19 protein-coding genes are annotated in these 20,893 nt (G+C 70.2%); 4 read left to right on the top strand and 15 right to left on the bottom strand.

Features of this window, described 5'->3' with window-relative positions; translation table 11 throughout:
• Positions 1-27: 27 nt before the first annotated feature.
• The 14 genes from ACEXHE_RS00325 to ACEXHE_RS00260 form a co-directional block, all read right to left on the bottom strand.
• Positions 28-864: a hypothetical protein gene (locus ACEXHE_RS00325; protein WP_374784330.1), complete on the bottom strand. Its 837-nt coding sequence runs from the start codon at positions 862-864 to the stop codon at positions 28-30.
• Between the two features lie 137 nt (positions 865-1,001).
• Positions 1,002-1,943 (bottom strand): GNAT family N-acetyltransferase, encoded by a 942-nt coding sequence (locus tag ACEXHE_RS00320; RefSeq protein WP_374784329.1) that lies wholly within the window; start codon positions 1,941-1,943, stop codon positions 1,002-1,004.
• Positions 1,897-3,051 (bottom strand): flavodoxin-dependent (E)-4-hydroxy-3-methylbut-2-enyl-diphosphate synthase, encoded by a 1,155-nt coding sequence (gene ispG, locus ACEXHE_RS00315; RefSeq protein WP_091695417.1) that lies wholly within the window; start codon positions 3,049-3,051, stop codon positions 1,897-1,899. The genes ACEXHE_RS00320 and ispG overlap by 47 nt, the downstream gene beginning before the upstream one ends.
• A 115-nt stretch (positions 3,052-3,166) precedes the next feature.
• A complete protein-coding gene (locus ACEXHE_RS00310; RefSeq protein WP_374784328.1) occupies positions 3,167-4,087 on the bottom strand; it encodes a hypothetical protein in 921 nt (306 codons plus the stop codon).
• Between the two features lie 74 nt (positions 4,088-4,161).
• Positions 4,162-4,482, bottom strand: coding sequence for a YciI family protein (locus tag ACEXHE_RS00305; protein WP_177227828.1), 321 nt, complete (start codon positions 4,480-4,482; stop codon positions 4,162-4,164).
• Between the two features lie 125 nt (positions 4,483-4,607).
• Complete coding sequence (locus ACEXHE_RS00300; RefSeq protein WP_356966712.1) at positions 4,608-5,963, bottom strand: site-2 protease family protein; 1,356 nt, start codon at positions 5,961-5,963, stop codon at positions 4,608-4,610.
• The gene (dxr, locus tag ACEXHE_RS00295; protein ID WP_374784327.1) at positions 5,960-7,228 is read right to left on the bottom strand and encodes a 1-deoxy-D-xylulose-5-phosphate reductoisomerase; all 1,269 of its coding nucleotides are present in this window, start codon (positions 7,226-7,228) and stop codon (positions 5,960-5,962) included. The genes ACEXHE_RS00300 and dxr overlap by 4 nt, the downstream gene beginning before the upstream one ends.
• 150 nt (positions 7,229-7,378) lie before the next feature.
• Positions 7,379-8,938: a cation acetate symporter gene (locus ACEXHE_RS00290; RefSeq protein WP_374784826.1), complete on the bottom strand. Its 1,560-nt coding sequence runs from the start codon at positions 8,936-8,938 to the stop codon at positions 7,379-7,381.
• 59 nt (positions 8,939-8,997) lie between these two features.
• On the bottom strand, positions 8,998-9,378 hold the full coding sequence (locus ACEXHE_RS00285) for a DUF485 domain-containing protein (RefSeq protein WP_374784326.1): 381 nt from the start codon (positions 9,376-9,378) through the stop codon (positions 8,998-9,000).
• 97 nt (positions 9,379-9,475) lie between these two features.
• Positions 9,476-10,342 (bottom strand): HpcH/HpaI aldolase/citrate lyase family protein, encoded by an 867-nt coding sequence (locus tag ACEXHE_RS00280; protein ID WP_374784325.1) that lies wholly within the window; start codon positions 10,340-10,342, stop codon positions 9,476-9,478.
• A complete protein-coding gene (locus ACEXHE_RS00275; protein WP_091695098.1) occupies positions 10,342-10,869 on the bottom strand; it encodes a MaoC family dehydratase in 528 nt (175 codons plus the stop codon). The genes ACEXHE_RS00280 and ACEXHE_RS00275 overlap by 1 nt, the downstream gene beginning before the upstream one ends.
• A 14-nt stretch (positions 10,870-10,883) precedes the next feature.
• Positions 10,884-12,044, bottom strand: a complete 1,161-nt coding sequence (locus tag ACEXHE_RS00270) for an acyl-CoA dehydrogenase family protein (RefSeq protein ID WP_374784324.1) — start codon at positions 12,042-12,044, stop codon at positions 10,884-10,886.
• A 79-nt stretch (positions 12,045-12,123) separates the two neighbouring features.
• Positions 12,124-14,226: a biotin carboxylase N-terminal domain-containing protein gene (locus ACEXHE_RS00265; RefSeq protein ID WP_374784323.1), complete on the bottom strand. Its 2,103-nt coding sequence runs from the start codon at positions 14,224-14,226 to the stop codon at positions 12,124-12,126.
• A gap of 14 nt (positions 14,227-14,240) precedes the next feature.
• The gene (locus ACEXHE_RS00260; RefSeq protein WP_374784322.1) at positions 14,241-15,863 is read right to left on the bottom strand and encodes a carboxyl transferase domain-containing protein; all 1,623 of its coding nucleotides are present in this window, start codon (positions 15,861-15,863) and stop codon (positions 14,241-14,243) included.
• A 211-nt stretch (positions 15,864-16,074) separates the two neighbouring features.
• Between ACEXHE_RS00260 and ACEXHE_RS00255 the strand changes: the two genes are divergently transcribed.
• From ACEXHE_RS00255 to ACEXHE_RS00240, 4 genes are all read left to right on the top strand, one after another.
• Positions 16,075-16,515 (top strand): MaoC family dehydratase, encoded by a 441-nt coding sequence (locus ACEXHE_RS00255; RefSeq protein ID WP_374784321.1) that lies wholly within the window; start codon positions 16,075-16,077, stop codon positions 16,513-16,515.
• A gap of 29 nt (positions 16,516-16,544) precedes the next feature.
• Positions 16,545-18,149: an acyl-CoA synthetase gene (locus ACEXHE_RS00250; protein ID WP_374784320.1), complete on the top strand. Its 1,605-nt coding sequence runs from the start codon at positions 16,545-16,547 to the stop codon at positions 18,147-18,149.
• Positions 18,150-18,193: 44 nt separating this feature from the next.
• A complete protein-coding gene (locus tag ACEXHE_RS00245; RefSeq protein WP_260061007.1) occupies positions 18,194-18,823 on the top strand; it encodes a TetR/AcrR family transcriptional regulator in 630 nt (209 codons plus the stop codon).
• Between the two features lie 77 nt (positions 18,824-18,900).
• On the top strand, positions 18,901-19,365 hold the full coding sequence (locus tag ACEXHE_RS00240; RefSeq protein ID WP_260061006.1) for a GNAT family N-acetyltransferase: 465 nt from the start codon (positions 18,901-18,903) through the stop codon (positions 19,363-19,365).
• Positions 19,366-19,445: 80 nt separating this feature from the next.
• On the opposite strand, the gene ACEXHE_RS00235 is transcribed toward ACEXHE_RS00240, so the two are convergent.
• Positions 19,446-20,891: a 2-oxo acid dehydrogenase subunit E2 gene (locus ACEXHE_RS00235; protein ID WP_374784319.1), complete on the bottom strand. Its 1,446-nt coding sequence runs from the start codon at positions 20,889-20,891 to the stop codon at positions 19,446-19,448.
• Positions 20,892-20,893: the final 2 nt, after the last annotated feature.

The following is a 20,893-nucleotide window of genomic DNA, read 5'->3' as shown; positions in this document are numbered from 1 at the left end:
GGTGCCGCCGGTGCCGACGGCTGCAGGTCAGCGTCCCAGTTCGGCGCGCAGCTCCGCGATGGTGGTCTGCCCCTCGGTCAGGACCTCGGCGCTGTCGGCCTGGCCGGCGTGCACGTACTGGTACAGGGTGTCGTCCTTCAGGACGTAGACCGTGGTGGTGGTGCTCTGGGTGGCGCCCGGCGGCAGCGTGGCCTCCTCCATCTCCACCTCGATCGTGCTGGTGTGGGCCAGCGCGTCGTCGGCGTCCTCCGCAGTGACCTCCTCGAGGGTGACCTCCGAGGTGGCCTTGAGGCCCTGGCCCATCTCCACGGTGAAGGTGGAGCAGGTCTGGGCGAAGTCACGGGCCTGGTCCAGCAGCTCCTGCCCCTGGGCGGCGTCAGTGAAGGTGACCGTGGAGAGGACCTGGCTGGACGGGGCCGCGGGATCCGTGGTGTCGGTGACCACGCCGCCGATCATCTCCGCGTCCTCCGGGAAGGACATCCCGGACTGGTCGGTGCCGCATTCGGCAGGGGTGATGGTCACGTTCTCCGTGAGGCCCTGCATCTGCTCGTTGGCCTGGCGCAGCTGCGCGGACGTGAGGATGTCGGCGTCCTCACCCATCACCGTCTGGATGGCCTGCTCGATCTCCTCGGCACCGGATGCCGATGCCGACTGCGACGCCGGTGCGGACTCCGATGTCGATTCCGTGGGGCTGGCGCTCTCGGTGGCCGACGGAGCGGCGGAGGTGGCGGCCGGCGAGGTCCGCTCCGGGGTGGGCGAGGCAGACTCGCCTCCGTCCCCGTTCCCGCCGCAGGCGGTCAGTCCAAGGGTGAGCACGCCGATCGAGGCTGCGGCGGACAGGGACCGAGTGAAGGTGCGAGGCATGGTGCCGTTCTTTCTCGTGGCGGGAATCGACGCTGGCGCCGGACAGTGGCGGGGTGCCGCCCCTCCGGTGACTACCACGAGCATAGTGGCGTGGACCTCGCTCCGGCGCAGGTGCGGCCGATCCGGATCCGTGCCAGCTACATCAGGATCGTGGAGAAGGTGCCGACGCGGGTGAAGCCCACTCGCTCGTAGGTCCGCACTGCGGGCGTGTTGTAGGCGTTGACATACAGGCTCACCCGGGGTGCCACGGTCCGGGCATGATGCACGACGGCGGCCATCGCCGGGGCGGCCAGCCCCCGTCCTCGTTCGGCCGGGTGGACCCAGACCCCCTGGATCTGGGTGCAGTCCCGGGAGACCACGCCCAGGTCCGCCTTGAAGCGGATCCGTCCGTCCGGGGCGGTGAGCACCACGGAGTGCCCGCGCTGGATCAGCTCCTCGAGCCGCAGCCGGTACTGGACCGCGCCGTTGAGCAGGGGTGAGAACCCCAGCTCCTCCTCGAACATGGCCGCGGCGGCCGGCAGCAGGGCGGAGAACTCCTCCGGGCGGGTGGGACGCACCTCGGGGTGAGGTGGGACCTGGGGGTCGCCCTCGATCACCATCAGGGGCTGCTCGTCCCGCACGTCCCGGGCACGCTGATGGCCGGCGGACAGCTCCGACCAGATCCCCCGCACAGCCTCCTGGGGACCGTACACGGAGGCGAAGCGGCGTCGCAGCGGCAACAGGGCCTGTCCGAACAAGGCCCCGATCCCCCGGTCCGCTCCGACCGGCACCACATTGGAGCCGGCCCAACAGGCCGCGGTGAGGCTCCCGCCGGAGCCTCCGGCCGTCGTCGGGCCCGCCTGTCCGTGGGGCGCGTCCACACCCAGGAAGAGAGAACCGGACTGCCGGGTCCCGGCCAGGCGACCGCCCTGCAGCAGGGACTCGACGAAGCAGTTGGCCACCGGGTCCTGCGCGGCGAGCGCCTGGAGCGCGGGGGTGTCCTCGTCTGTCAGGATGCGGACGAGGCCGCCCGTGGCGCGGCGGACGGAGTCGTCAGCTGACCGTGACCACGGGAGACCCCTGGGCAGGATCCTGTCCATCAGCGCCCTCCTCGATGCCGGACTCGGCGGCGATCCGCCGTGCCTCCTGCAGGAGAGTCTCCACGATCTGGTCCTCGGGGACCGTCTTGATGACCTCGCCCTTCACGAAGATCTGACCCTTGCCGTTGCCGGAGGCCACCCCGAGGTCGGCCTCGCGGGCCTCGCCGGGCCCGTTGACCACACAGCCCATCACGGCCACGCGCAGCGGCACGGTCAGGTCCTTGAGCCCCTCGGTGACCTCCTCGGCCAGGGTGTACACGTCCACCTGGGCGCGGCCACAGGAGGGGCAGGAGACGATCTCGAGCTTGCGCTCACGCAGGTTCAGCGACTGCAGGATCTGCAGACCGACCTTGACCTCCTCCACGGGGGGCGCGGACAGGGAGACCCGGATGGTGTCGCCGATCCCCTGGGAGAGCAGGGCGCCGAAGGCCGTGGCGGACTTGATGGTGCCCTGGAACGCCGGTCCGGCCTCGGTGACGCCCAGGTGCAGGGGCCAGTCGCCGCGTTCGGCCAGCAGCTCGTAGGCGCGGACCATGACCACGGGGTCGTTGTGCTTGACGGAGATCTTGAAGTCCCGGAAGCCGTGCTCCTCGAACAGGGAGGCCTCCCAGACCGCGGACTCCACCAGGGCCTCCGGGGTGGCCTTGCCGTACTTCTCCAGCAGGCGGCGGTCCAGCGAGCCGGCGTTGACGCCGATCCGGATGGAGGTGCCGGCGTCGTTGGCGGCGCGGGCGATCTCGGCGACCTTGTCGTCGAACTTCTTGATGTTGCCCGGGTTCACGCGCACGGCGGCACAGCCGGCGTCGATGGCCGCGAAGACGTACTTGGGCTGGAAGTGGATGTCCGCGATCACCGGGATCTGGGACTTCTTGGCGATGATCGGCAGTGCGTCGGCATCGTCCTGGGTGGGGCAGGCCACGCGCACGATGTCACAGCCGGCGGCGGTGAGCTCGGCGATCTGCTGCAGCGTGGAATTGATGTCCGTGGTCTGCGTGGTGGTCATGGACTGCACCGAGACCTGGTGGTCCGAGCCCACGCCGACACTTCCCACCTTGATCTGCCGGGTCTTGCGGCGCGGGGCCAACACGGGCGGCGGGGCGGCGGGCATGCCGAGGCTGACGGGCACAGAGATCTCCTGACCTGATCGGGACTGGGTCGCCGTCCATCCTACGCGTGGACGGCGGACCGGAGTGGGGGTGGTGCGGCTTCGGTTCGCCCTCGGCTCACTGGTAGGACACGAACCAGGGCGTCGGGGTGACCTCGGTCATGGTCTGCTCCGGGGTGAAGGTGGGGCTGTCCTCGTCGATGAAGTTCTTCCAGCCCAGCCGCCACCCGCGCGGCAGGTCCTGCTTGAGCACGCGCCAGGTGTCCTGCTTCTGCTCCGGCGTGCCGTTGCCGTCCGCGTGCACCATGACCACCAGTCCGTCCGGGGAGGTGATCTCCTCTCGGTCCGGCAGCATCATCAGCTTGAACTGGTGCAGGATGACCAGCTTCTCCGGCAGGCGGTGCTCCTCCACCAGCCCGGCCAGCCACGCGGTGACCTGGTTGACCTCGGCGGCGCTGACCGAGCCGATCTGGCGCATGTGCCGTTGCCCGGGCTTCAACCGCCACTCCGGGTCCAGGGCCAGTCCCACATGCGGCATCACCAGCAGGTCTTCGAACATCTGCGCCTGGGTGAGGAAGTCCTGGGTGCCCGGCTGCAGGTCCAGCACCACGTAGGTGTCCGCCTCACCGGCCTTGACCACCCACTCGGTGAGCCGTTCTCGCTCCACCGGCGTGGTGTAGTCCCCCGTGGGTCCGGGGGCCGCGGTGGCGATGGTGGAGATGATCTCGAAGGCCGGAATCACCGGCTCCTCGCTGAACGGCTGGTACTCGGCGGCCAGATCGGCGGCCCGCTCCAACGCGGCGTCGATGTCCTGCTCCCCGAGCAGACCCAGGGAGGAGGTCCCCGGCGAGCCGTAGAGCGCGATCATCCGGCGCCCGGGGAACAGGGTGGTCCCTCCCCCGGGCAGCTCCGGAACGGGTTCAGGAGTGGGGCTGGGGCTCGGTGTGGGAGAGGCGCTTCCCGACGACGGCCCCTCACCCGAGCCGGCCCGCTCACCGGAGGTGGGGCCAGGGGTGCAGGCGGCCAGCAGGGCGGCCACCGAGGTGGCGCCGAGCCCGCCGAGCAGGGTGCGGCGGTCGGGGCGGGAGGAGGACGAGGGTTCGCGGCCGCTGGTCAGGACTGCTCACCACGCAGGGCTGCCGCAGCGGTGCCGATGGCGCAGCTCCATTCGTGGATGTGCGCCTCGGTGAGGATGCCGTGGACGGCGAAGGGATCCTGGGCCAGTCGCGTGCGCACGTCCTCAGCGGAGGTGCCGCGCACCAGCAGCAGGGCCTGCTCGGGGTCGTCCACGTAGGCACCGGCGGCCACCATGTCCGCACCGAGCCCCAGCAGGAACTCGCGATGGGCCGGACGGTGCTCGTCACGCGCCGCGGCGGTGTCCGGACCGTAGACGTAGAGGACGGAGTAGATCTTCTGGGCAGGCTGCTGGCTCATGCCTCCACCGTAGACCTCACCTCGCAGCCATCCCGCCGATTGTCGCCGCCGTGTCGGGCTGCGGGCGTCGGGCGCAGCTCAAAGCGACAGCATGGCGACAATCGGTTGCTGCACCACTGCACCGATCAGAACAGGCTGACCGGCTTGACGATGTCCGCGAAGATCAGCAGCACGCCCATCACCAGCAGCAGTCCGGCCACCACGTAGGTCAACGGCAGCGCCTTGGAGATGTCCGCAGGACGGGGCGTCGGCCGGCCCCGGACCGTGGCCCAGGCCCGCTTGAGCCCGTCCCACAGGGCGCCGACCACGTGCCCTCCGTCCAGCGGCAGCAGCGGGATGAGGTTGAAGACGAACAGGGCGATGTTCAGTCCGCCCACCAGGCTGATCAGCGAGGCGACCTTGGACTGGAACGGGATCTCCTCGTGCACCGAGATCTCTCCGGCCAGCCGTCCCACACCCACCACGGAGATGGGTCCGTTGGGATCGCGCGGCGCATCCGAGAACGCCGCGTTGACCACCGCCACCATGCGGGCAGGCAGATCCAGGACCACGCGGGCCACGGCCCCGACCTGCTGGCCGACCTGACCGGGGACCTCGGTGACGGGCAGGGTCATGAACCTCTGCTGGGAGCCCATGCCGATGAACCCGACCTCGGTCATCTTCAGCTGCCCGGAGATGTCCCGCACCGGCAGCCCCAGCTCGTCCACCTCGGGACGCTGGGTGAGCAACGGGGTGATCTGCGTGGTCTGCTCCTGACCGTCCCGGACGAAGGTGAGCGAGGACTCCTGGCCGGCGGTGGCCCGGATCAGACCGGTCAGCTTCAGCCAGTCCCGTTCGGCCAGCGGGGTGCCGCTGAAGGAGGTCACCACGTCCCCGGGGCGCAGACCGGCGGCGTAGGCCGGGGCCTGTGGGTCCTCGGGTTCGCACTCCTGCTGCTCGGCCGAGCCGGCCCGCTGCTGCTCCTCGGCCGCCGAGATCACGCACTGGTTCACGCTGGCCACGGTGGTGGTGGCCTGGGTGGTGCCGAACATCGTCAGCACCACCCCGATCAGCAGCGTGCCCAGGATCAGGTTCATCAGCGGGCCGCCGAGCATGATGGTGATCCGCTTCCACACGGGCAACCGATAGAACAGCCGGTCCTCGTCGCCGGGCTGGAGCCGTTCGGCCTCGGCGGCCTTGGCCTCATCGGCCAGCTGCTGGAACATGCCGGTGCGGTTGGAGCGGACGGAGCCGTCCTCGGCCGGCGGGTACATCCCGATCATCGAGATGTAGCCGCCCAGGGGGACGGCCTTGAACCCGTACTCGGTCTCGCCACGGCGCCGAGACCAGATGGTGGGTCCGAAGCCGATCATGTACTGCGGCACGCGCACACCGAACAGCTTGGCCGGCACCAGGTGGCCGACCTCGTGCAGGGCGATCGAGACGGCGATCCCCACCGCCACCACGATCACCCCCAGGACGAAGAGCAGGATCTCCATCAGGCTGCTCCCCCGGTCCACCGGGCACGGGCGGCCTGCCGTGCCCAGTCCTCAGCGGCCAGCACCGCCTCCACGGTCAGCTCACCGGAGCGGTCCATCACCTCGGCCAGCACGTGCGCGGGCTCGTAATCCTCCACCACGGCGGCCACAGTGTCCACGATCTGCAGGAATCCGATCCGCCCGTCATGGAACGCCTCCACCGCCTCCTCATTGGCCGCGTTGAACACGGCCATGTGGGTGTCCGAGGCCGCACTGGCCGCCTTGGCCAGCCGGACGGCGGGGAACGCCTCCTCATCCAGCGGCTCGAAGGTCCAGGTGGCGGCCTGGGTCCAGTCGCACGGCGCGGTGGCCCCGGGCACCCGGTGCGGCCAGCCGATGCCCAGCGCGATCGGCAGGCGCATGTCCGGCGGGGAGGCCTGGGCCAGGGTGGAGCCGTCCACGAACTCCACCATGGAGTGCACCACCGACTGCGGGTGCACCACGGGAATGATCCGCTCCAGCGGGATGTCGAAGAGCAGATGCGCCTCGATCACCTCCAGGGCCTTGTTGACCAGGGTGGCCGAGTTGGTGGTGACCACCTTGCCCATGTCCCAGGTGGGGTGGGCCAACGCCTGCTCGGGAGTGACCTCGGCCAGCTCGGACCGCGAGCGCCCGCGGAAGGGCCCTCCGGAGGCTGTGACGATCAGCCGGGCGACCTCGGCGTGGGTTCCGCCGGCCAGCGCCTGGGCCAGGGCGGAGTGCTCGGAGTCCACGGGCACCAGCTGTCCGGGCACAGCGGCATCCTTGACCAGGGCGCCGCCCACGATCAGCGACTCCTTGTTGGCCAGCGCGAGCACGTGTCCGGCGTTCAGGGCGGCCAGGGTGGGCTCCAGGCCGATCGACCCGGTGATCCCGTTGAGCACGACGTCGGCGTCCTCCCAGGCGGCGATCCTCGCCGCGGCGTCCGGTCCGGTGAAGACCTCGGAGCGTGGCGCGGGGACACCGGCCTGGTCGGCGGCGTGCACGATGGCCGCCTGAAGCTCCTCGCGTGTGCCGACGGCAGCTCCCACCGCCTGGGCTCCGGTCGCCACAGCCTGGCGGGCCAACAGCTCCAGGTTCGACCCTCCGGCCAGGGCGGCCACCGTGAATCGGTCCGGCACACCGGCGATCACGTCTAGCCCCTGGGTGCCGATCGACCCGGTGGAGCCGATCAGGGTGACGCGGCGTGGGGAGGTGCCGGAGCCGTCGTCGGGCTGATGGTGCGGTGCAGAGGGGGCAGAGAAGCTCACCGGACCATTATGTCGGAGCCTCCTCGACGGTCCCTGGGGGCGCCCTCGGCGCTCGCGCCACCGTGCCAGACATGGCGGAGGCTGGAGGTCGACGGCCCGGACGGGCGCGGCGTCGACCTCCAGCCTCTGCCTGAGGACCGGGTCAGCCGGTCAGTGCTCCACAGCCTTCTCGGCGCCCACGCCGGTCAGCGAGCGCACCTCCATCTCGGCCTGCTTGGCGGGGTCCTCCCGGCGCCGGTCCAGCACGGAACCGAGCCAGCCCAGGAAGAACGCCAGCGGGATGGAGATCAGCCCCGGGTTCTTCAGCGGGAACAGGGCGAAGTCCGCCCCCGGGATCATGGAGGTCTCGGTGCCGGACATCACCGGGGAGAACACGATGAGGATCAGCGCGGAGGCCAGGCCCCCGTACATGGACCACAGCGCGCCCTGGGTGGTGAAGCCGCGCCAGAACAGGGAGTAGAGGATGGTGGGCAGGTTGGCCGAGGCCGCCACGGCGAAGGCCAGGGCCACCAGGAACGCCACGTTCTGGCCCTGCGCGCCGATACCGCCCAGGATCGCCAGGATGCCGATCACCACCACGGTGCGGCGGGCGATCTTCACCTCCTTCTCCGGGGAAGGCTTCTCCTTGGCCAGCACGGAGGCGTAGACGTCGTGCGCGAACGAGGCCGCCGCCGTGATGGTCAGTCCGGCCACCACCGCAAGGATGGTGGCGAACGCCACAGCGGAGATCAGTCCCAGCAGCAACGAGCCGCCGAGCTCGAAGGCCAGCAACGGCGCAGCCGAGTTCACCCCGCCCGGGGCGGCCTGGATCCGTTCGGGACCGATCAGGGCGCCGGCGCCGTAGCCGAGCACCAGGGTGAACAGGTAGAACGCACCGATCAGCCAGATCGCCCACACCACGGACCGGCGAGCCTCCTTCGCGGTGGGCACCGTGTAGAACCGCATCAGCACGTGCGGCAGGCCGGCGGTCCCCAGCACCAGGGCCAGGCCCAGGGAGAGGAAATCCAGCTTGGTGGTGGCGTTGATGCCGTACTGCAGGCCCGGGTTCAGCAGGGCCTCGTTGCCGCCGGCGGTCGTCACGGCGTCCCCGAGCAGGGCGGAGAAGTTGAACCCGTAGAGGGCCAGCACCCAGACGGTCATGACGGCGGCTCCGGCGATCAGCAGGATGGCCTTGATGATCTGAACCCAGGTGGTGCCCTTCATGCCGCCGACCAGCACGTAGAGGATCATCAGGGCGCCGACGATCGCGATCACGATCGACTGTCCCAAGCGCTCGTCGATGCCCAGCAGCAGAGAGACCAGGGCGCCGGCGCCGGCCATCTGGGCCAGCAGGTAGAACAGGCAGACGGCCAGGGTGGCGATCGCCGCGGCGATCCGGACCGGGCGCTGCCGCAGGCGGAAGGAGAGCACGTCCGCCATGGTGAACTTGCCGGTGTTGCGCAGCAGCTCGGCCACGAGCAGCAGGGCCACGAGCCAGGCCACCAGGAACCCGATCGAGTACAGGAAGCCGTCGTAGCCGTTGATCGCGATCGCGCCCACAATCCCCAGGAAGGACGCAGCGGAGAGGTAGTCGCCGGCGATCGCGGTGCCATTCTGGGTGCCGGAGAAGGACCGGCCGCCGGCGTAGTAGTCCGCAGCGGTCTTGGTGTTCTTGGAGGCCCGCAGCACGATCACCAGGGTGACGGCCACGAACAGCCCGAAGATCAGCATGTTCAGCCACGGCTCGCCCACATTGGTCCCGGCGGCGGCGGTCAGGAGGGTCGTGGTGCTCACCGGACCTCCCCCTCTCGGCTGCTCGCGCCCTGGGCCAGACGGTCCTCGAGGTCCTCCCGGATGGCCACGGCCTGGGGGTCCAGGCGGCGGTTGCTGAAGGAGACGTAGGCGGCGGTGATGGCGAAGGTGGAGACGAACTGGAGCAGCCCCAACACGATCCCGACGTTGATGTTGCCCCAGACCTTGATCGCCATGAACTCCGGCGCGTAGGCGGCTAGCAGGACGTAGACGAAGTACCAGACCAGGAAGACCACGGCCATCGGGAAGGCGAAGCTGCGCTGGGTCCGGCGCAGTCGGCTGAACTCCGGCGAGGCCTGGACCTGCTGGAAGTCGATCCCCGGCGGCGGGCCGGTCTGGGCAGAGTGGGTGGATGTCATGGCTTCCCTCCTGGAACCCGGGGACTCCCAGGCGTTCGATGATGTGACGCAGATCATAGTCTCACGCGATGTGCCTCAGTCCCGGCACATCGGCGCCTCACTCCCGTGTCGGCTCCTCAGCGGCGGCCGCGTGTCGGCGCTGGATGATCCGGGCCTGCTGCAGGACCACCTCGTCCACCATCCGCCCGTCCAGCGAGAACGCCCCTGCTGCGCCCTGGGAGGCGGCCGCCTCCAGGACCCGGGTGGCCCAGTCCACCTGGCCCGACGACGGCCGGTAGGCCTGGCGGATCACCGGCACCTGAGCCGGGTGGAGACAGGCGGTGGCGGAGAACCCGCAGGCCACAGCGTCCTCGGCCTCGGCGCGCAGCCCGTCGTGGTCGGCCAAGTCCAGGTGGACGGCATCCACGGCGGCCTTGCCGGCGGCACCGGCGGCCAGCAGGATCTGGGCACGCGCGGCACGGGTCACATCCCGGTACTGACCGGCCCGGTCATGCTCCTGCGGGAACCGGCTGGAGAGTCCGCCGAGGGAGGCGATCAGGTCCTCGGCGCCCCACATCAGGGCCACCACGGGCTCGGTCTGGGCGATGTCCGCGGCCTCGCGCACTCCCAGTGCGGTCTCACACAGGGCGATCACGCGGTACCCGTGGAGGGAGTCCAGCTGCTGCGCGGACTCGGCCTTGGCCAGCATCACGGTGGTGTACTCGGTGCGGGTCAGGGCCTCGAGGTCCTCGGCGAAGTCCTCGGTCCCCACCGGGTTCACCCGCACGATCGTCCGCGCCGGGTCCAGCGGGGTCTCCACCAGCGCCTGGCGGGCGGCCGGGCGGTCCGCCGGCAGCACGGCGTCCTCGAGGTCGATGATCACCGCATCGGCTCGTTCTGCGGCCTTGGCGTAGCGGTCCGGACGGTCGGCCGGGACGAACATGATCGCCGGGCCCAGCTCGAAGCTCGGGTGAGGGGCGCTCATCAGGTGCGCTCCGTCGTCGGGCCGGACTCCTGGGAGCTCTGCTGACCGTGCTTGCGGTGCGACTCGGCGCTGGTCCACATCAGGCAGGTGCGGCTGGCCTCGGCCACCACGGTCCCGTCCTGGTTGCGGCCGGTGTGGGCCAGGGTGACGATCGACTGGCCGGGCCGGGAGGAGGAGGGCCGGATCTGCACGATCTGCGTCTCGGTGTAGAGGGTGTCCCCGGCGAAGACCGGCGCCGGGAAGCGGATGTCCCCCAAGCCCAGCTGGGCCACCAGGGTGCCCTGGGTCAGCTGGCCCACGGACTGGCCGACCATGGTGGCCAGGGTGTGCATGGAGTTCATCAGCCGCCGGCCGAAGGGCTGCCGCGCGGCCTCGGCCTCGTCCAGGTGCAGGGCCTGGGTGTTCATGGTCAGCGTGGTGAACAGGACGTTGTCCGCCTCGGTCAGGGTGCGCCCGGGGCGGTGGGCGTAGACATCGCCCTCGGTCATCTCCTGCGCGTACAGGCCGCGCTGCTCGATCCGTGCCATCGGTGTGTCTCCCTTCACAGTCCCAGATCGCGGGCGATCAGCATCAGCTGCACCTCAGTGGTGCCCTCGCCGACCTCCAGGATCTTGGAGTCACGGTAGTGGCGGGCCACCAGCGACTCGTTGATGAAGCCGTACCCGCCGAACACCTGGGTGGCGTCGCGGGCGTTGTCCATGGCGGCCTCGCCGGCCACCAGCTTGGCGATCGCCGCCTCGGTCTTGAACGGCTGGCCGGCCAGCATCTTCGCCGCCGCCGCGTAGTACGCCAGGCGGGCGGTGTGCACGCGGGTCTGCATGCGGGCGATCTTGAACTGGATGGCCTGGTAGGAGCCGATGTTCCGGCCGAAGGCCTGACGCTCCTTCGCATACCGCACCGAGGCCTCCACGCAGCCCTGCGCGGCACCGGTGGCCAGGGCGGTGATCGCGATCCTGCCCTCGTCCAGGATGGACAGGAAGTTGGCGTAGCCGCGGCCCCGCTCGCCCAGCAGGTTCTCCTCCGGCACCCGGGCGTCCTGGAAGGAGAGCGGGTGGGTGTCCGAGGCGTTCCAGCCGACCTTGTTGTAGGCCTTCTCGGCACGGAAGCCGGGGGTGTCCGTGGGGACCAGGATGGTGGAGATCTCCGGCTTCATCTGACCGTCGCGGCCCTCGCGCTGGCCGGTGACCGCGGTGACGGTGACCAACCGGGTGATGTCCGTGCCGGAGTTGGTGATGAACTCCTTGGAGCCGTTGATCACCCAGTGACCGTCCTCCAGCCGGGCGGTGGTGCGGGTGCCCCCGGCGTCGGATCCGGCACCGGGCTCGGTCAGGCCGAAGGCGGCGAGCGCCTGGCCGGAGGTGAGCTGGGGCAGCCACTGCTCCTTCTGGGCCTGCGTGCCGAAGCGGTAGACGGGCATGGCCCCGAGGGAGACACCGGCCTCCAGGGTGATGGCCACGGACTGGTCCACCCGGCCCAGCTGCTCCAGAGCCAGGGCCAGGGCGAAGTAGTCCCCGCCCATGCCGCCGTGCTCCTCGGGGAAGGGCAGGCCGAACAGGCCCATCTCCCCCATCTGGCGGATCACCTCGTAGGGGAAGGTGTGGGTCTCGTCGTGGTGGGCGGAGACCGGGGCCACCACCTCGTCGGCGAACTCGCGGACGGTGTCCGAGAGGGCCTGGTAGTCCTCGTCCAGTTCCAGATTCATGGGTGCCTCCTGGGCGGTGGTTCTCAGGGCGAATGCGGGGTGTGCAGTGGGGTGGTGCAGAGAGGTGCGGGGCTCGGTGTCAGACCGAGCCGTCCGCGGGCTGGACGGTGGCCAGGACCTGTCCCTTGCTGACCTGCTCGCCCACGCTGACATGGACGCTGACGGTGCCGTCCACACTGGCGGTCACGGGGTACTCCATCTTCATGGCCTCCACCCCCACCAGGGTCTGGCCGGCGGTGACGGTGTCTCCGTCCGCCACTGCCACGGAGACGACGGTGCCCGGCATCGGGGAGGTGGCCTCGGGACCGCCCGGACCGGCCCCTCCCCCGGCGGTGCCCAGTGCTCGGCGCACTCGGTCCTGACGGGTCAGTGCCGTGGCGGTGAAGCTGTGCCCGCCGTGCGAGACGTGGGCGGCCGGTCTGCCGTCGACGGTCCCCAGGCGGACCTCGGGTTCGGCCGCTGTGCCTGCACCGTCCTGAGCGTCCTGGTCACCCGGCGCACCCTCGTCAGGGACCTGCACGGCCTCGCCGTCGATCTCCAGCCAGCGCTCCGCGGAGACCCGGCCGGTGGCCCGCCAGCCGTCCAGTCGCCACGCGGCGCTCAGGTGACCCGAGGCCGAGCCGAGCCGGGCCTGCGCCGGTGCGTGGCCGTCGTCGGGAGCTGCGTCCTGGGCGGCTCCGCCGAGGGACCGTGCCGCGGACTGCAGGGCTGGACCGGTGGGCTGCGGGGTGATGAACGGGTCGCGCTCGTCCAGGAAGGTGGTGTGCAGGCGACCGGCGGACACGTCCGGGTCCGCGATCAGCTCACGCAGGTACGGGATGTTGGTGGTCAGCCCCAGCACGGCGGTGTGGGCCAGGGCCTGGTCCAGCCGAGCCAGTGCCTCGGCACGGTGGGCGCCATGGGTGATCACCTTGGCGATCATGGGGTCATAGTGTGAGCTGACCTCGCCCGGTCCGTCCAGCGAGCTGTCCACGCGCACGCCCGGGCCGGAGGGAAGCACGACGTCGGCCACGTCACCGACCGCGGGCAGGAATCCCTGGGCAGGGTCCTCGGCATAGACACGGGCCTCGATCGCATGGCCCTCCAGGGTCAGATCAGCGGAGGCGAAGGGCAGGGCCTGGCCGGCGGCGATGCGCACCTGCCATTCCACCAGGTCCAGCGGGTCTCCGTTCCAGCGGATGACCTCCTCGGTCACGGGGTGCTCGACCTGCAGGCGGGTGTTCATCTCCATGAAGAAGAACTCCTGAGGGTTCTCATCTGAGACCAGGAACTCCACCGTCCCCGCTCCCAGATACTGCACCGACCGCGCGGCGTCCACGGCGGCCTGCCCCATGCGCTCGCGCAGCTCCGGACCGTCCGGAAGGTTCTCGAACAGCGGCGCGGGGGCCTCTTCGATCACCTTCTGGTGGCGGCGCTGCAGGGAGCACTCGCGTTCGGCCAGGTGCACCGCGTGCCCCTGGGAGTCGGCCAGGACCTGGGCCTCGATGTGCCGTGGCCGCCGGACCAGACGTTCCAGGAACAGGGTGTCGTCGCCGAAGGCGCTGCGGGCGGTGCGTCGGGCGCTGGCCAGGGCCTCTGGGAGCTGCTCGGCGCTCTCGACGGCGAACATGCCCTTGCCGCCGCCTCCGGCCGAGGGCTTGATCAGCAGCGGGAACCCCACGTCCTGGGCGGCGTCCAGCAGCTGCTGATCGCTCAGTCCCGGCTCGGCGATGCCGGGGACCACCGGGACGCCGTGGGCGGTGACGTGCTGCTTGGAGCGGATCTTGTCCCCCATGGCGTGCAGCGAGTCCACGCTGGGGCCGATGAAGGTGATCCCGGCCTGGTCCAGGGCGCGCGCGAAGTCCACGTTCTCCGAGAGGAAGCCGTAGCCGGGATGGACGGCCTGGGCCCCGGAACGGCGGCAGGCCTCGATGACCGCGTCGATGTCCAGGTAGCTCTGGGCGGCCGGGGCCGGCCCCACCCGCTCGGCGTGATCGGCCTCACGGACGTGGAGTGCCTCGGTGTCCGCATCCGAGTGGATGGCCACCGAGCGGATCCCCAGGCGGCGCAGGGTGCGGATGATGCGGACGGCGATCTCGCCGCGATTGGCCACCAGGACGGTGTCGAAGAGGGGCTGGACGTCGGCGCTCACAGGGCTCACATCACTCACGGGGTCGGCAGGGCTGTTGGGGGTCTGGGTCATCGGAGCTGCACCGGTCACATGCGGAACAGGCCGAAGGAGGTGTCCGGCAATGGTGCCCGGGACACCACGTCCAGGGCCATGCCGAGCACGCGGCGCGTGTCCGCGGGGTCGATGATGCCGTCGTCCCAGAGACGCGCCGTGGAGTAGTAGGGGTTGCCCTGGTGCTCGTACTGCTCACGGATGGGCGCCTTGAACTGCTCCTCCGCCTCGGCGCTCCAGGACTCCCCGCGACCGTCGTACTGGTCGCGCTTGACCGTGGCCAGCACGGAGGACGCCTGGTTGCCGCCCATCACGGAGATGCGCGCGGCCGGCCACATCCACAGGAACCGGGGCGAGTACGCCCGCCCGCACATCGAGTAGTTGCCGGCCCCGAAGGATCCTCCGATCACCACGGTCAGCTTGGGCACCCGGCAGGTGGCCACGGCGGTGACCATCTTGGCCCCGTGCCGGGCGATGCCGCCGGCCTCGGCGTCCCGACCGACCATGAATCCGGAGATGTTCTGCAGGAACAGCAGCGGGATCCCGCGCTGGTCGCAGAGCTCGATGAAGTGAGCCCCCTTCTGAGCCGACTCAGAGAACAGCACGCCGTTGTTGGCCACGATCCCCACCGGGTGGCCGTGGATCGAGGCGAAGCCGGTGACCAGAGTGTCCCCATAGGAGGCCTTGAACTCATGGAAGTCGCTGCCGTCCACCAGTCGGGCGATGACCTCATGGACGTCATAGGAGGCGTTCACATCCGTGGGGACCGCCCCGTAGAGGTGCTCGGGGTCCACCGCCGGTTCGGCGTACTGCTGGGCCACCGCCCATGCGGCCTCCGGGGTGGGCGGGAGCGTGTCCACGATGTCCCGGACGATCTCCAGTGCGTGGTCGTCGTCCTCGGCCAGGTGGTCCACCACGCCCGAGACCTCGGCGTGCAGCTGACCGCCGCCCAGCTCCTCGGCGGTGACGACCTCGCCGATCGCGGCCTTCACCAGCGGCGGTCCGCCCAGGAAGATGGTGCCCTGGTTCCGCACGATCACCGTCTCGTCGCTCATCGCGGGGACGTAGGCGCCACCGGCGGTGCACGAACCCATGACGCAGGCGATCTGAGGGATCTTCGCCGCGGACATCTGGGCCTGGTTGAAGAAGATGCGGCCGAAGTGCTCGCGGTCCGGGAACACCTCGTCCTGCTGCGGCAGGAACGCCCCGCCGGAGTCCACCAGGTACAGGCAGGGCAGCCGGTTCTCCAGGGCGATCTCCTGGGCGCGCAGGTGCTTCTTGACCGTCATCGGGAAGTAGGTGCCGCCCTTGACCGTGGCGTCGTTGCAGACCACCATCACCAGCCGACCGCGCACCACGCCGATGCCCGCGATCACGCCGGCGGCAGGTGCGGCGTCGTCGTACATGCCGTGGGCGGCCAGCGCCCCGATCTCCAGGAACGGCGAGCCCTCATCCAGCACGCGGCGCACCCGGTCACGGGGCAGCAGCTTGCCGCGCTGGACATGCCGGTCGCGGGAGGACTCGGGGCCTCCGAGCGCGGCGGTCTCCAGACGCCGGTGCAGGTCCTCGGCCAGCTCCCGCTGGGCTCGGTCGTTGGACCGGTACTGGTCCGAGGACGGGTCCACCGTGGAGGACAGCACCGTCAGCGTGTTCGTCATGCCTGGTTCCGTCCGTCCCGATTCAGTGAATGATTCTTAACCGAAGTCACGCCGTCAGCGTAGGTGTGTGACATCACAGGTGTCAACGCAATGCCCCGCCAGACAGACCGCAGCCCCGTGATCTCGGACGATCATGGACACCCATCACCCAGAGGACTACCGTGGTTCCAGTTATCCCCCGATAACTGGAACCACAGGAACGAGGTTTGACATGCTCACCGGATCCTTCCGCGACCTGCAGGTCGGGCAGGTCCAGGGCTCACGGTCCAAGATCCTCTCCCAGGACGTGATCGAGGCCTTCGCCGAGATCAGCGAAGACCGCCACCCCCTGCACCTGGATGAGCAGTATGCCGCCGAACATCGCTTCGGCCGCCGGATCGCCCATGGGGCACTGCTGATCTCCACGTTCCTGGGCCTGGTCGAGCTGGATCCGCGTCATTTCGTGGCGTTCTACGGGATCGATCGGCTCCGCTTCATCGGCCCGACCTTCTCCGGGGACACCATCCACGCCGAGACTGAGGTCGTCTCCATCGAGCCGCGTCCCCGTGACGGCGGGGAGCCCGAGTCGGCCGTCGTGACCTACACCGCCACAGTGTTCACCCACCGGGACGAACCGGTCATGGTCGGCCAGTTCAAGATCCTCGCCCACTGAGCCCGCCCGCCCCACCTCGGAGACGCACCATGCCCGCACAGCCTCAGCCCTGGTGGCAGGACCTGGACACCACACCCTTCCACTGGCACATCCCCCAGCAGTTCAACATCGCCACGGCCTGCCTGGAGACCGCCGACCCCGAGGACCTCGCCCTGGTGGTGGCCACCGAGGACGGCCACCGCGAGACCACCTTCGGCCAGCTGCGCACTGAAACGCTGAGGCTGGCCCGGTGGATGCAGCAGGCCGGGCTGGAGCGTGGAGATCGGGTCGCCGTGCTGCTGCCCCAATGCCGCGAACTGGTGACCATGCATCTGGCCGCCTACGCGGTGGGCCTGGTGGTGGTCCCCCTGACCGTGAAATTCGGTCCCGACGCGGTGCGCTTCCGCCTCCAGGACTCCGGCAGCCGGACCGTGGTGCTCAGCGCCGCCGACCTGGACCGGTTCCAGGATGCGCTGGAGTCGTGCCCCGAGCTGGAGACGGTGGTGCTCACCGGCACCGACCTCCCGCATCCTGGACACCTCAGCTATGACCAGCTCGTGGCCGAGCATGAGGAGGCCACCGACTACGGTCGGGCGTCGGCCGAGGATCCGGCGCTGATCATCTACACCTCCGGGACCACCGGCAATCCGAAGGGGGCTCTGCACCCGCACCGTGTGCTCGCCGCCCATCTGCCCGGCGTGCGGATGACCCACGAGGCCTTTCCCCAGCCTGGTGACCGCATGTGGACCCCGGCCGAGTGGGCCTGGATCGGCGGACTGCTGGATGTGCTCTTCCCGAGCCTGGCCTGCGGCGTCCCCGTGGTCGCCTCCACCGTGAAGTTCTCCCCCGAACTGGTCCGGCGACTGGTCGAGGAGCTCGGGGTGCGCAACGCCTTCCTGCCGCCCACCGCCCTGAAGCAGCTGCGGGCCTCCGGACTCTCCCTCGGTGATCGGCGTCCCCGGACGGTGACCTCCGGCGGCGAGGCCCTCGGAGAGGAGCTGCAGGCCTGGGCGCGGGAGCACCTGGGCGTGCACGTCAATGAGTTCTACGGCCAGACGGAGATGAACATGGTCGTCGGCCAGGACCGGTCCAGCTGGGCGCCGGCGCCCGGCAGCATGGGCCGGGCCGTCCCCGGGTTCACGGTGGCCGTGCTGGACCCCCTGGGCGAACCCCAGCCGCCGGGCGAGGTCGGCGAGCTCTGCGTGCAGACACCGAATCCCGGCGAGTTCCTCGGCTACTGGAACCAGCCGGAGAAGACGGCCGAGAAGTACCTGAACGGCCATCTGCGCACCGGGGATCTGGGCAGCATGGACGACGACGGCCACCTCACCTTCCACGGGCGGGTGGACGATGTCATCTCCTCGGCCGGCTATCGGATCGGACCGGGTGAGATCGAGGAGTCCCTGATGTCCCACCCTGCCGTGGTCCAGGCCGCGGTGATCGGCCTTCCCGATCCGGACCGGGGCGAGGTGGTCGCCGCCTACCTGGTCCTGCGCGAGGACACCGAGCCCACGGACGAACTGCGGGAGGAGCTGCGGCAGCACGTCAAGCACCGTCTGGCGTTCTACCAGTACCCTCCCGTTATCGAGTTCCGCGACGAGCTGCCGATGACGCCCACCGGGAAGATCCAGCGTCGGCTCCTGCGTCAGACCTGACCGGCCGACCCGCTTCCGCCGCCCCACCGACGAGACGAGACACCGTGCCCCAGGCCCTGCCCGCCGACGCCTCCACCCCGCGTGCCGCCGCCAAGGCTGACCGACGCCAAGCCCTGCTCGAGGCCGCCGAGCGGCTCTTCGCCGAGCACGGGTATGAGGGGGTGCGCCTGGAGGACCTGGGAGCGGCCTGTGGGATCAGCGGACCGGGGATCTACCGTCATTTCTCCGGCAAGTCCGCCGTGCTGGGCACCCTGCTGGTGCGGGTGAGCCAGGACCTGCTGGACGGCGGGGAGCAGATCGAGCAGGAGGCCGAGCGGCTGGATCTGCCGCCGGAGCAGGTCCTGGCCCGGCTGACCACCTTCCAGACCGACTTCGCGTTGGACCACCGGGACATCATCACGGTCCAGTGGCGCGAGCGCCGCCACCTGGATCCTCCGGACGCCCGCGAGGTGTCCCGCCTGCAGCGGACCTACATCGCCGTCTGGGCCCGTCAGCTGCTGCGTCTGCACCCCCACGAGGATCAGGCCACGGCCGTCTTCCGCGCCCAGGCGGCCTTCGGACTGATCAACTCGACCCCGCACTCGGTCCGCCGCTCCCACACCGACCGGGCCGGTCGTCGTCGTCTGCTGGCCGAACTGGCCCTGGCGGCGCTGGTGCACCCCGGCACCCCGTAGAGTGGCACCAACCACAGTGTCCGATCGGCTTGGCCTGATCGACCACCCCCCGGTAGTGACGAGGAGGTCACCGACCCGTGCAGCTGCGTGAAGTCCGCACCGAGGATCTCGACCGTTTTTTCGAGCATCAGCAGGATCCCGAGGCCAACCTGATGGCCGCCTATGCCGCCCGCAACCCCAGTGATCGCGGTGTCTTCGACTATCACTGGTCCCGTCTGCTGCGTGACGAGGACACGATCGTGCGCACCATCGACCAGGACGGCGAAGTGGCCGGCGCCGTGCTCTGCCAGTTGGTGGACGGCGTCCCGGAGCTCTCCTTCTGGACCGCACGTCCGTTCTGGGGCCAGGGCATCACCACCGCCGCCGTGGACGCGTTCCTGGCCGAGTACCCCCAACGCCCCATCACGGCGCGGGTCCCGGCGGACAACATCGGCTCCCAGAAGGTGCTCACCCGCCGCGGCTTCGCCGTGACCGGCGAGGAGCAGTCCTTCTCCAATGCCCGTGCTGAGGTCGTCACCGAACTGCTGATGCAGCTGAACTGACGCCCAGCCGGCGAAACACCACGGCCGTGCCGCCCACTCCCTCGGGAGTCGGGCGGCACGGCCGTCTGGGTGCCCGGGGTCTAGCGGAGCATGGCCATCGCCGGGTCGCTGAGCAGCTGCCCCACATCGGCCAGGAAGCGTGAGCCCTGCTCCCCATCCACCAGACGGTGGTCGAAGGACAGGCTCAGCGTCATCATCTGCCGCAGGGCGATCTGCCCCTGGTGCTCCCAGGGCTGACGGCGCACCTGGCCCAGCGCCAGGATGCCGGCCTCGCCCGGATTGAGGATCGGTGTCCCGGCGTCCACGCCGAACACTCCCACATTGGTGATCGTGAACGTGCCGCCGGACATCGCCGCCGGAGCGGTCCTGCCGGCGCGAGCCGTCTCCGTCAGCTCCGCCAGCTCCCCGGCCAGCTCCTTCAGGTCCATGGCCTGAGCGTCCTTGACGTTCGGGACCATCAGACCTCGCGGAGTGGCTGCGGCGATCCCCAGGTTCACAAAGTGCTGCCCCACGATCTCCTGGGCCTGCTCGTCCCACCGGGCATTGATCTCCGGTGTCCGTTCCATGGCCAGGCAGACGGCCTTGGCGGCCAGGGTCAGCACCGTCACGCGCACGTCCCGGAACTCCCGGTGGCGCCGGATCCGCTCCAGCAGCTCCATGGTCTCGGTGACGTCCACGGTGAGGAACTCGGTGACGTGCGGTGCCGTGAAGGCGCTGGAGACCATGGCGGCCGCAGTGTGCTTGCGCACGCCCTGGACCGCGGTGCGCACCTCACGCTCGCGTCCGCACAGCGTCCTCACCCCGCCCGACGACGGCCCCTGGCCTGCCGCAGGCGACGTGCCGGCCCCAGCCTGGCTGGGTGACCCGGGCGCTGCAGGAGAGGCTCCCCCGGCAGCTGCTCGCTGGACATCCTCCCGCGTGATGAGCCCATCCCGTCCGGTGCCGGTCAGCGCCGTCATGTCCACGCCGAGGTCCTTGGCCAGCTTGCGCACGGGGGGCGTGGAGCGTGGCCGCTCCCCCGTCCCGTCGGTCGAGGGCGGTGTGCTGGCCGGCAGTGTGCTGACGGGCGGTGCGGGCTGGCTGGGTGCCGTGCCCTGGGGCTGAGGCGGAGCCTGCGTGCCGGCCCCTCCGGCCTTGGCGCGCCGCGCTGGTCGCTTGCCCGTGTCGGCCGCCGCCCCGTAGCCGACCAAGGTCGGAACCCGACCGTCAGGCAGCGCCTGAGTGCCGCCGTCGGGCCTGTCCTGCGCCGAGGCCTCGCCTGCAGGCGGGGACTCGCCACCGGACTCACCGGGCAGCTCGAAGGAGATGATCGGGGCGCCGACCTCCACCACCGTGCCGGGCTCAGCATGCAGACGGGCGATGGCGCCCTCGAAGGGGCTGGAGAGTTCGACGACGGCCTTGGCTGTCTCGACGTCGGCCAGCACCTGGTTCACGGTGACCTGGTCTCCCTCGGCGACCTTCCAGGTGAGGATCTCGGACTCGGTCAGTCCCTCTCCGAGATCCGGCAGGTTGAAGACTTTCAGCATGG

Source organism: Micrococcus sp. IITD107 (assembly GCF_041927415.1).
GTDB classification, from domain to species: Bacteria; Actinomycetota; Actinomycetes; order Actinomycetales; family Micrococcaceae; genus Citricoccus; species Citricoccus terreus.
This window is presented reverse-complemented; position numbering and strand designations above follow the sequence as displayed.

Coding starts and splice junctions, on each gene's coding strand:
- ACEXHE_RS00325 (WP_374784330.1), bottom strand. CDS start 864: ATGCCTCGCACCTTCACTCGGTCCCTGTCCGCCGCAGCCTCGATCGGC.
- ACEXHE_RS00320 (WP_374784329.1), bottom strand. CDS start 1,943: ATGGACAGGATCCTGCCCAGGGGTCTCCCGTGGTCACGGTCAGCTGAC.
- ispG (WP_091695417.1), bottom strand. CDS start 3,051: ATGCCCGCCGCCCCGCCGCCCGTGTTGGCCCCGCGCCGCAAGACCCGG.
- ACEXHE_RS00305 (WP_177227828.1), bottom strand. CDS start 4,482: ATGAGCCAGCAGCCTGCCCAGAAGATCTACTCCGTCCTCTACGTCTAC.
- ACEXHE_RS00290 (WP_374784826.1), bottom strand. CDS start 8,938: ATGCTGATCTTCGGGCTGTTCGTGGCCGTCACCCTGGTGATCGTGCTG.
- ACEXHE_RS00285 (WP_374784326.1), bottom strand. CDS start 9,378: ATGACATCCACCCACTCTGCCCAGACCGGCCCGCCGCCGGGGATCGAC.
- ACEXHE_RS00280 (WP_374784325.1), bottom strand. CDS start 10,342: ATGAGCGCCCCTCACCCGAGCTTCGAGCTGGGCCCGGCGATCATGTTC.
- ACEXHE_RS00275 (WP_091695098.1), bottom strand. CDS start 10,869: ATGGCACGGATCGAGCAGCGCGGCCTGTACGCGCAGGAGATGACCGAG.
- ACEXHE_RS00270 (WP_374784324.1), bottom strand. CDS start 12,044: ATGAATCTGGAACTGGACGAGGACTACCAGGCCCTCTCGGACACCGTC.
- ACEXHE_RS00265 (WP_374784323.1), bottom strand. CDS start 14,226: ATGACCCAGACCCCCAACAGCCCTGCCGACCCCGTGAGTGATGTGAGC.
- ACEXHE_RS00260 (WP_374784322.1), bottom strand. CDS start 15,863: ATGACGAACACGCTGACGGTGCTGTCCTCCACGGTGGACCCGTCCTCG.
- ACEXHE_RS00255 (WP_374784321.1), top strand. CDS start 16,075: ATGCTCACCGGATCCTTCCGCGACCTGCAGGTCGGGCAGGTCCAGGGC.
- ACEXHE_RS00250 (WP_374784320.1), top strand. CDS start 16,545: ATGCCCGCACAGCCTCAGCCCTGGTGGCAGGACCTGGACACCACACCC.
- ACEXHE_RS00235 (WP_374784319.1), bottom strand. CDS start 20,891: ATGCTGAAAGTCTTCAACCTGCCGGATCTCGGAGAGGGACTGACCGAG.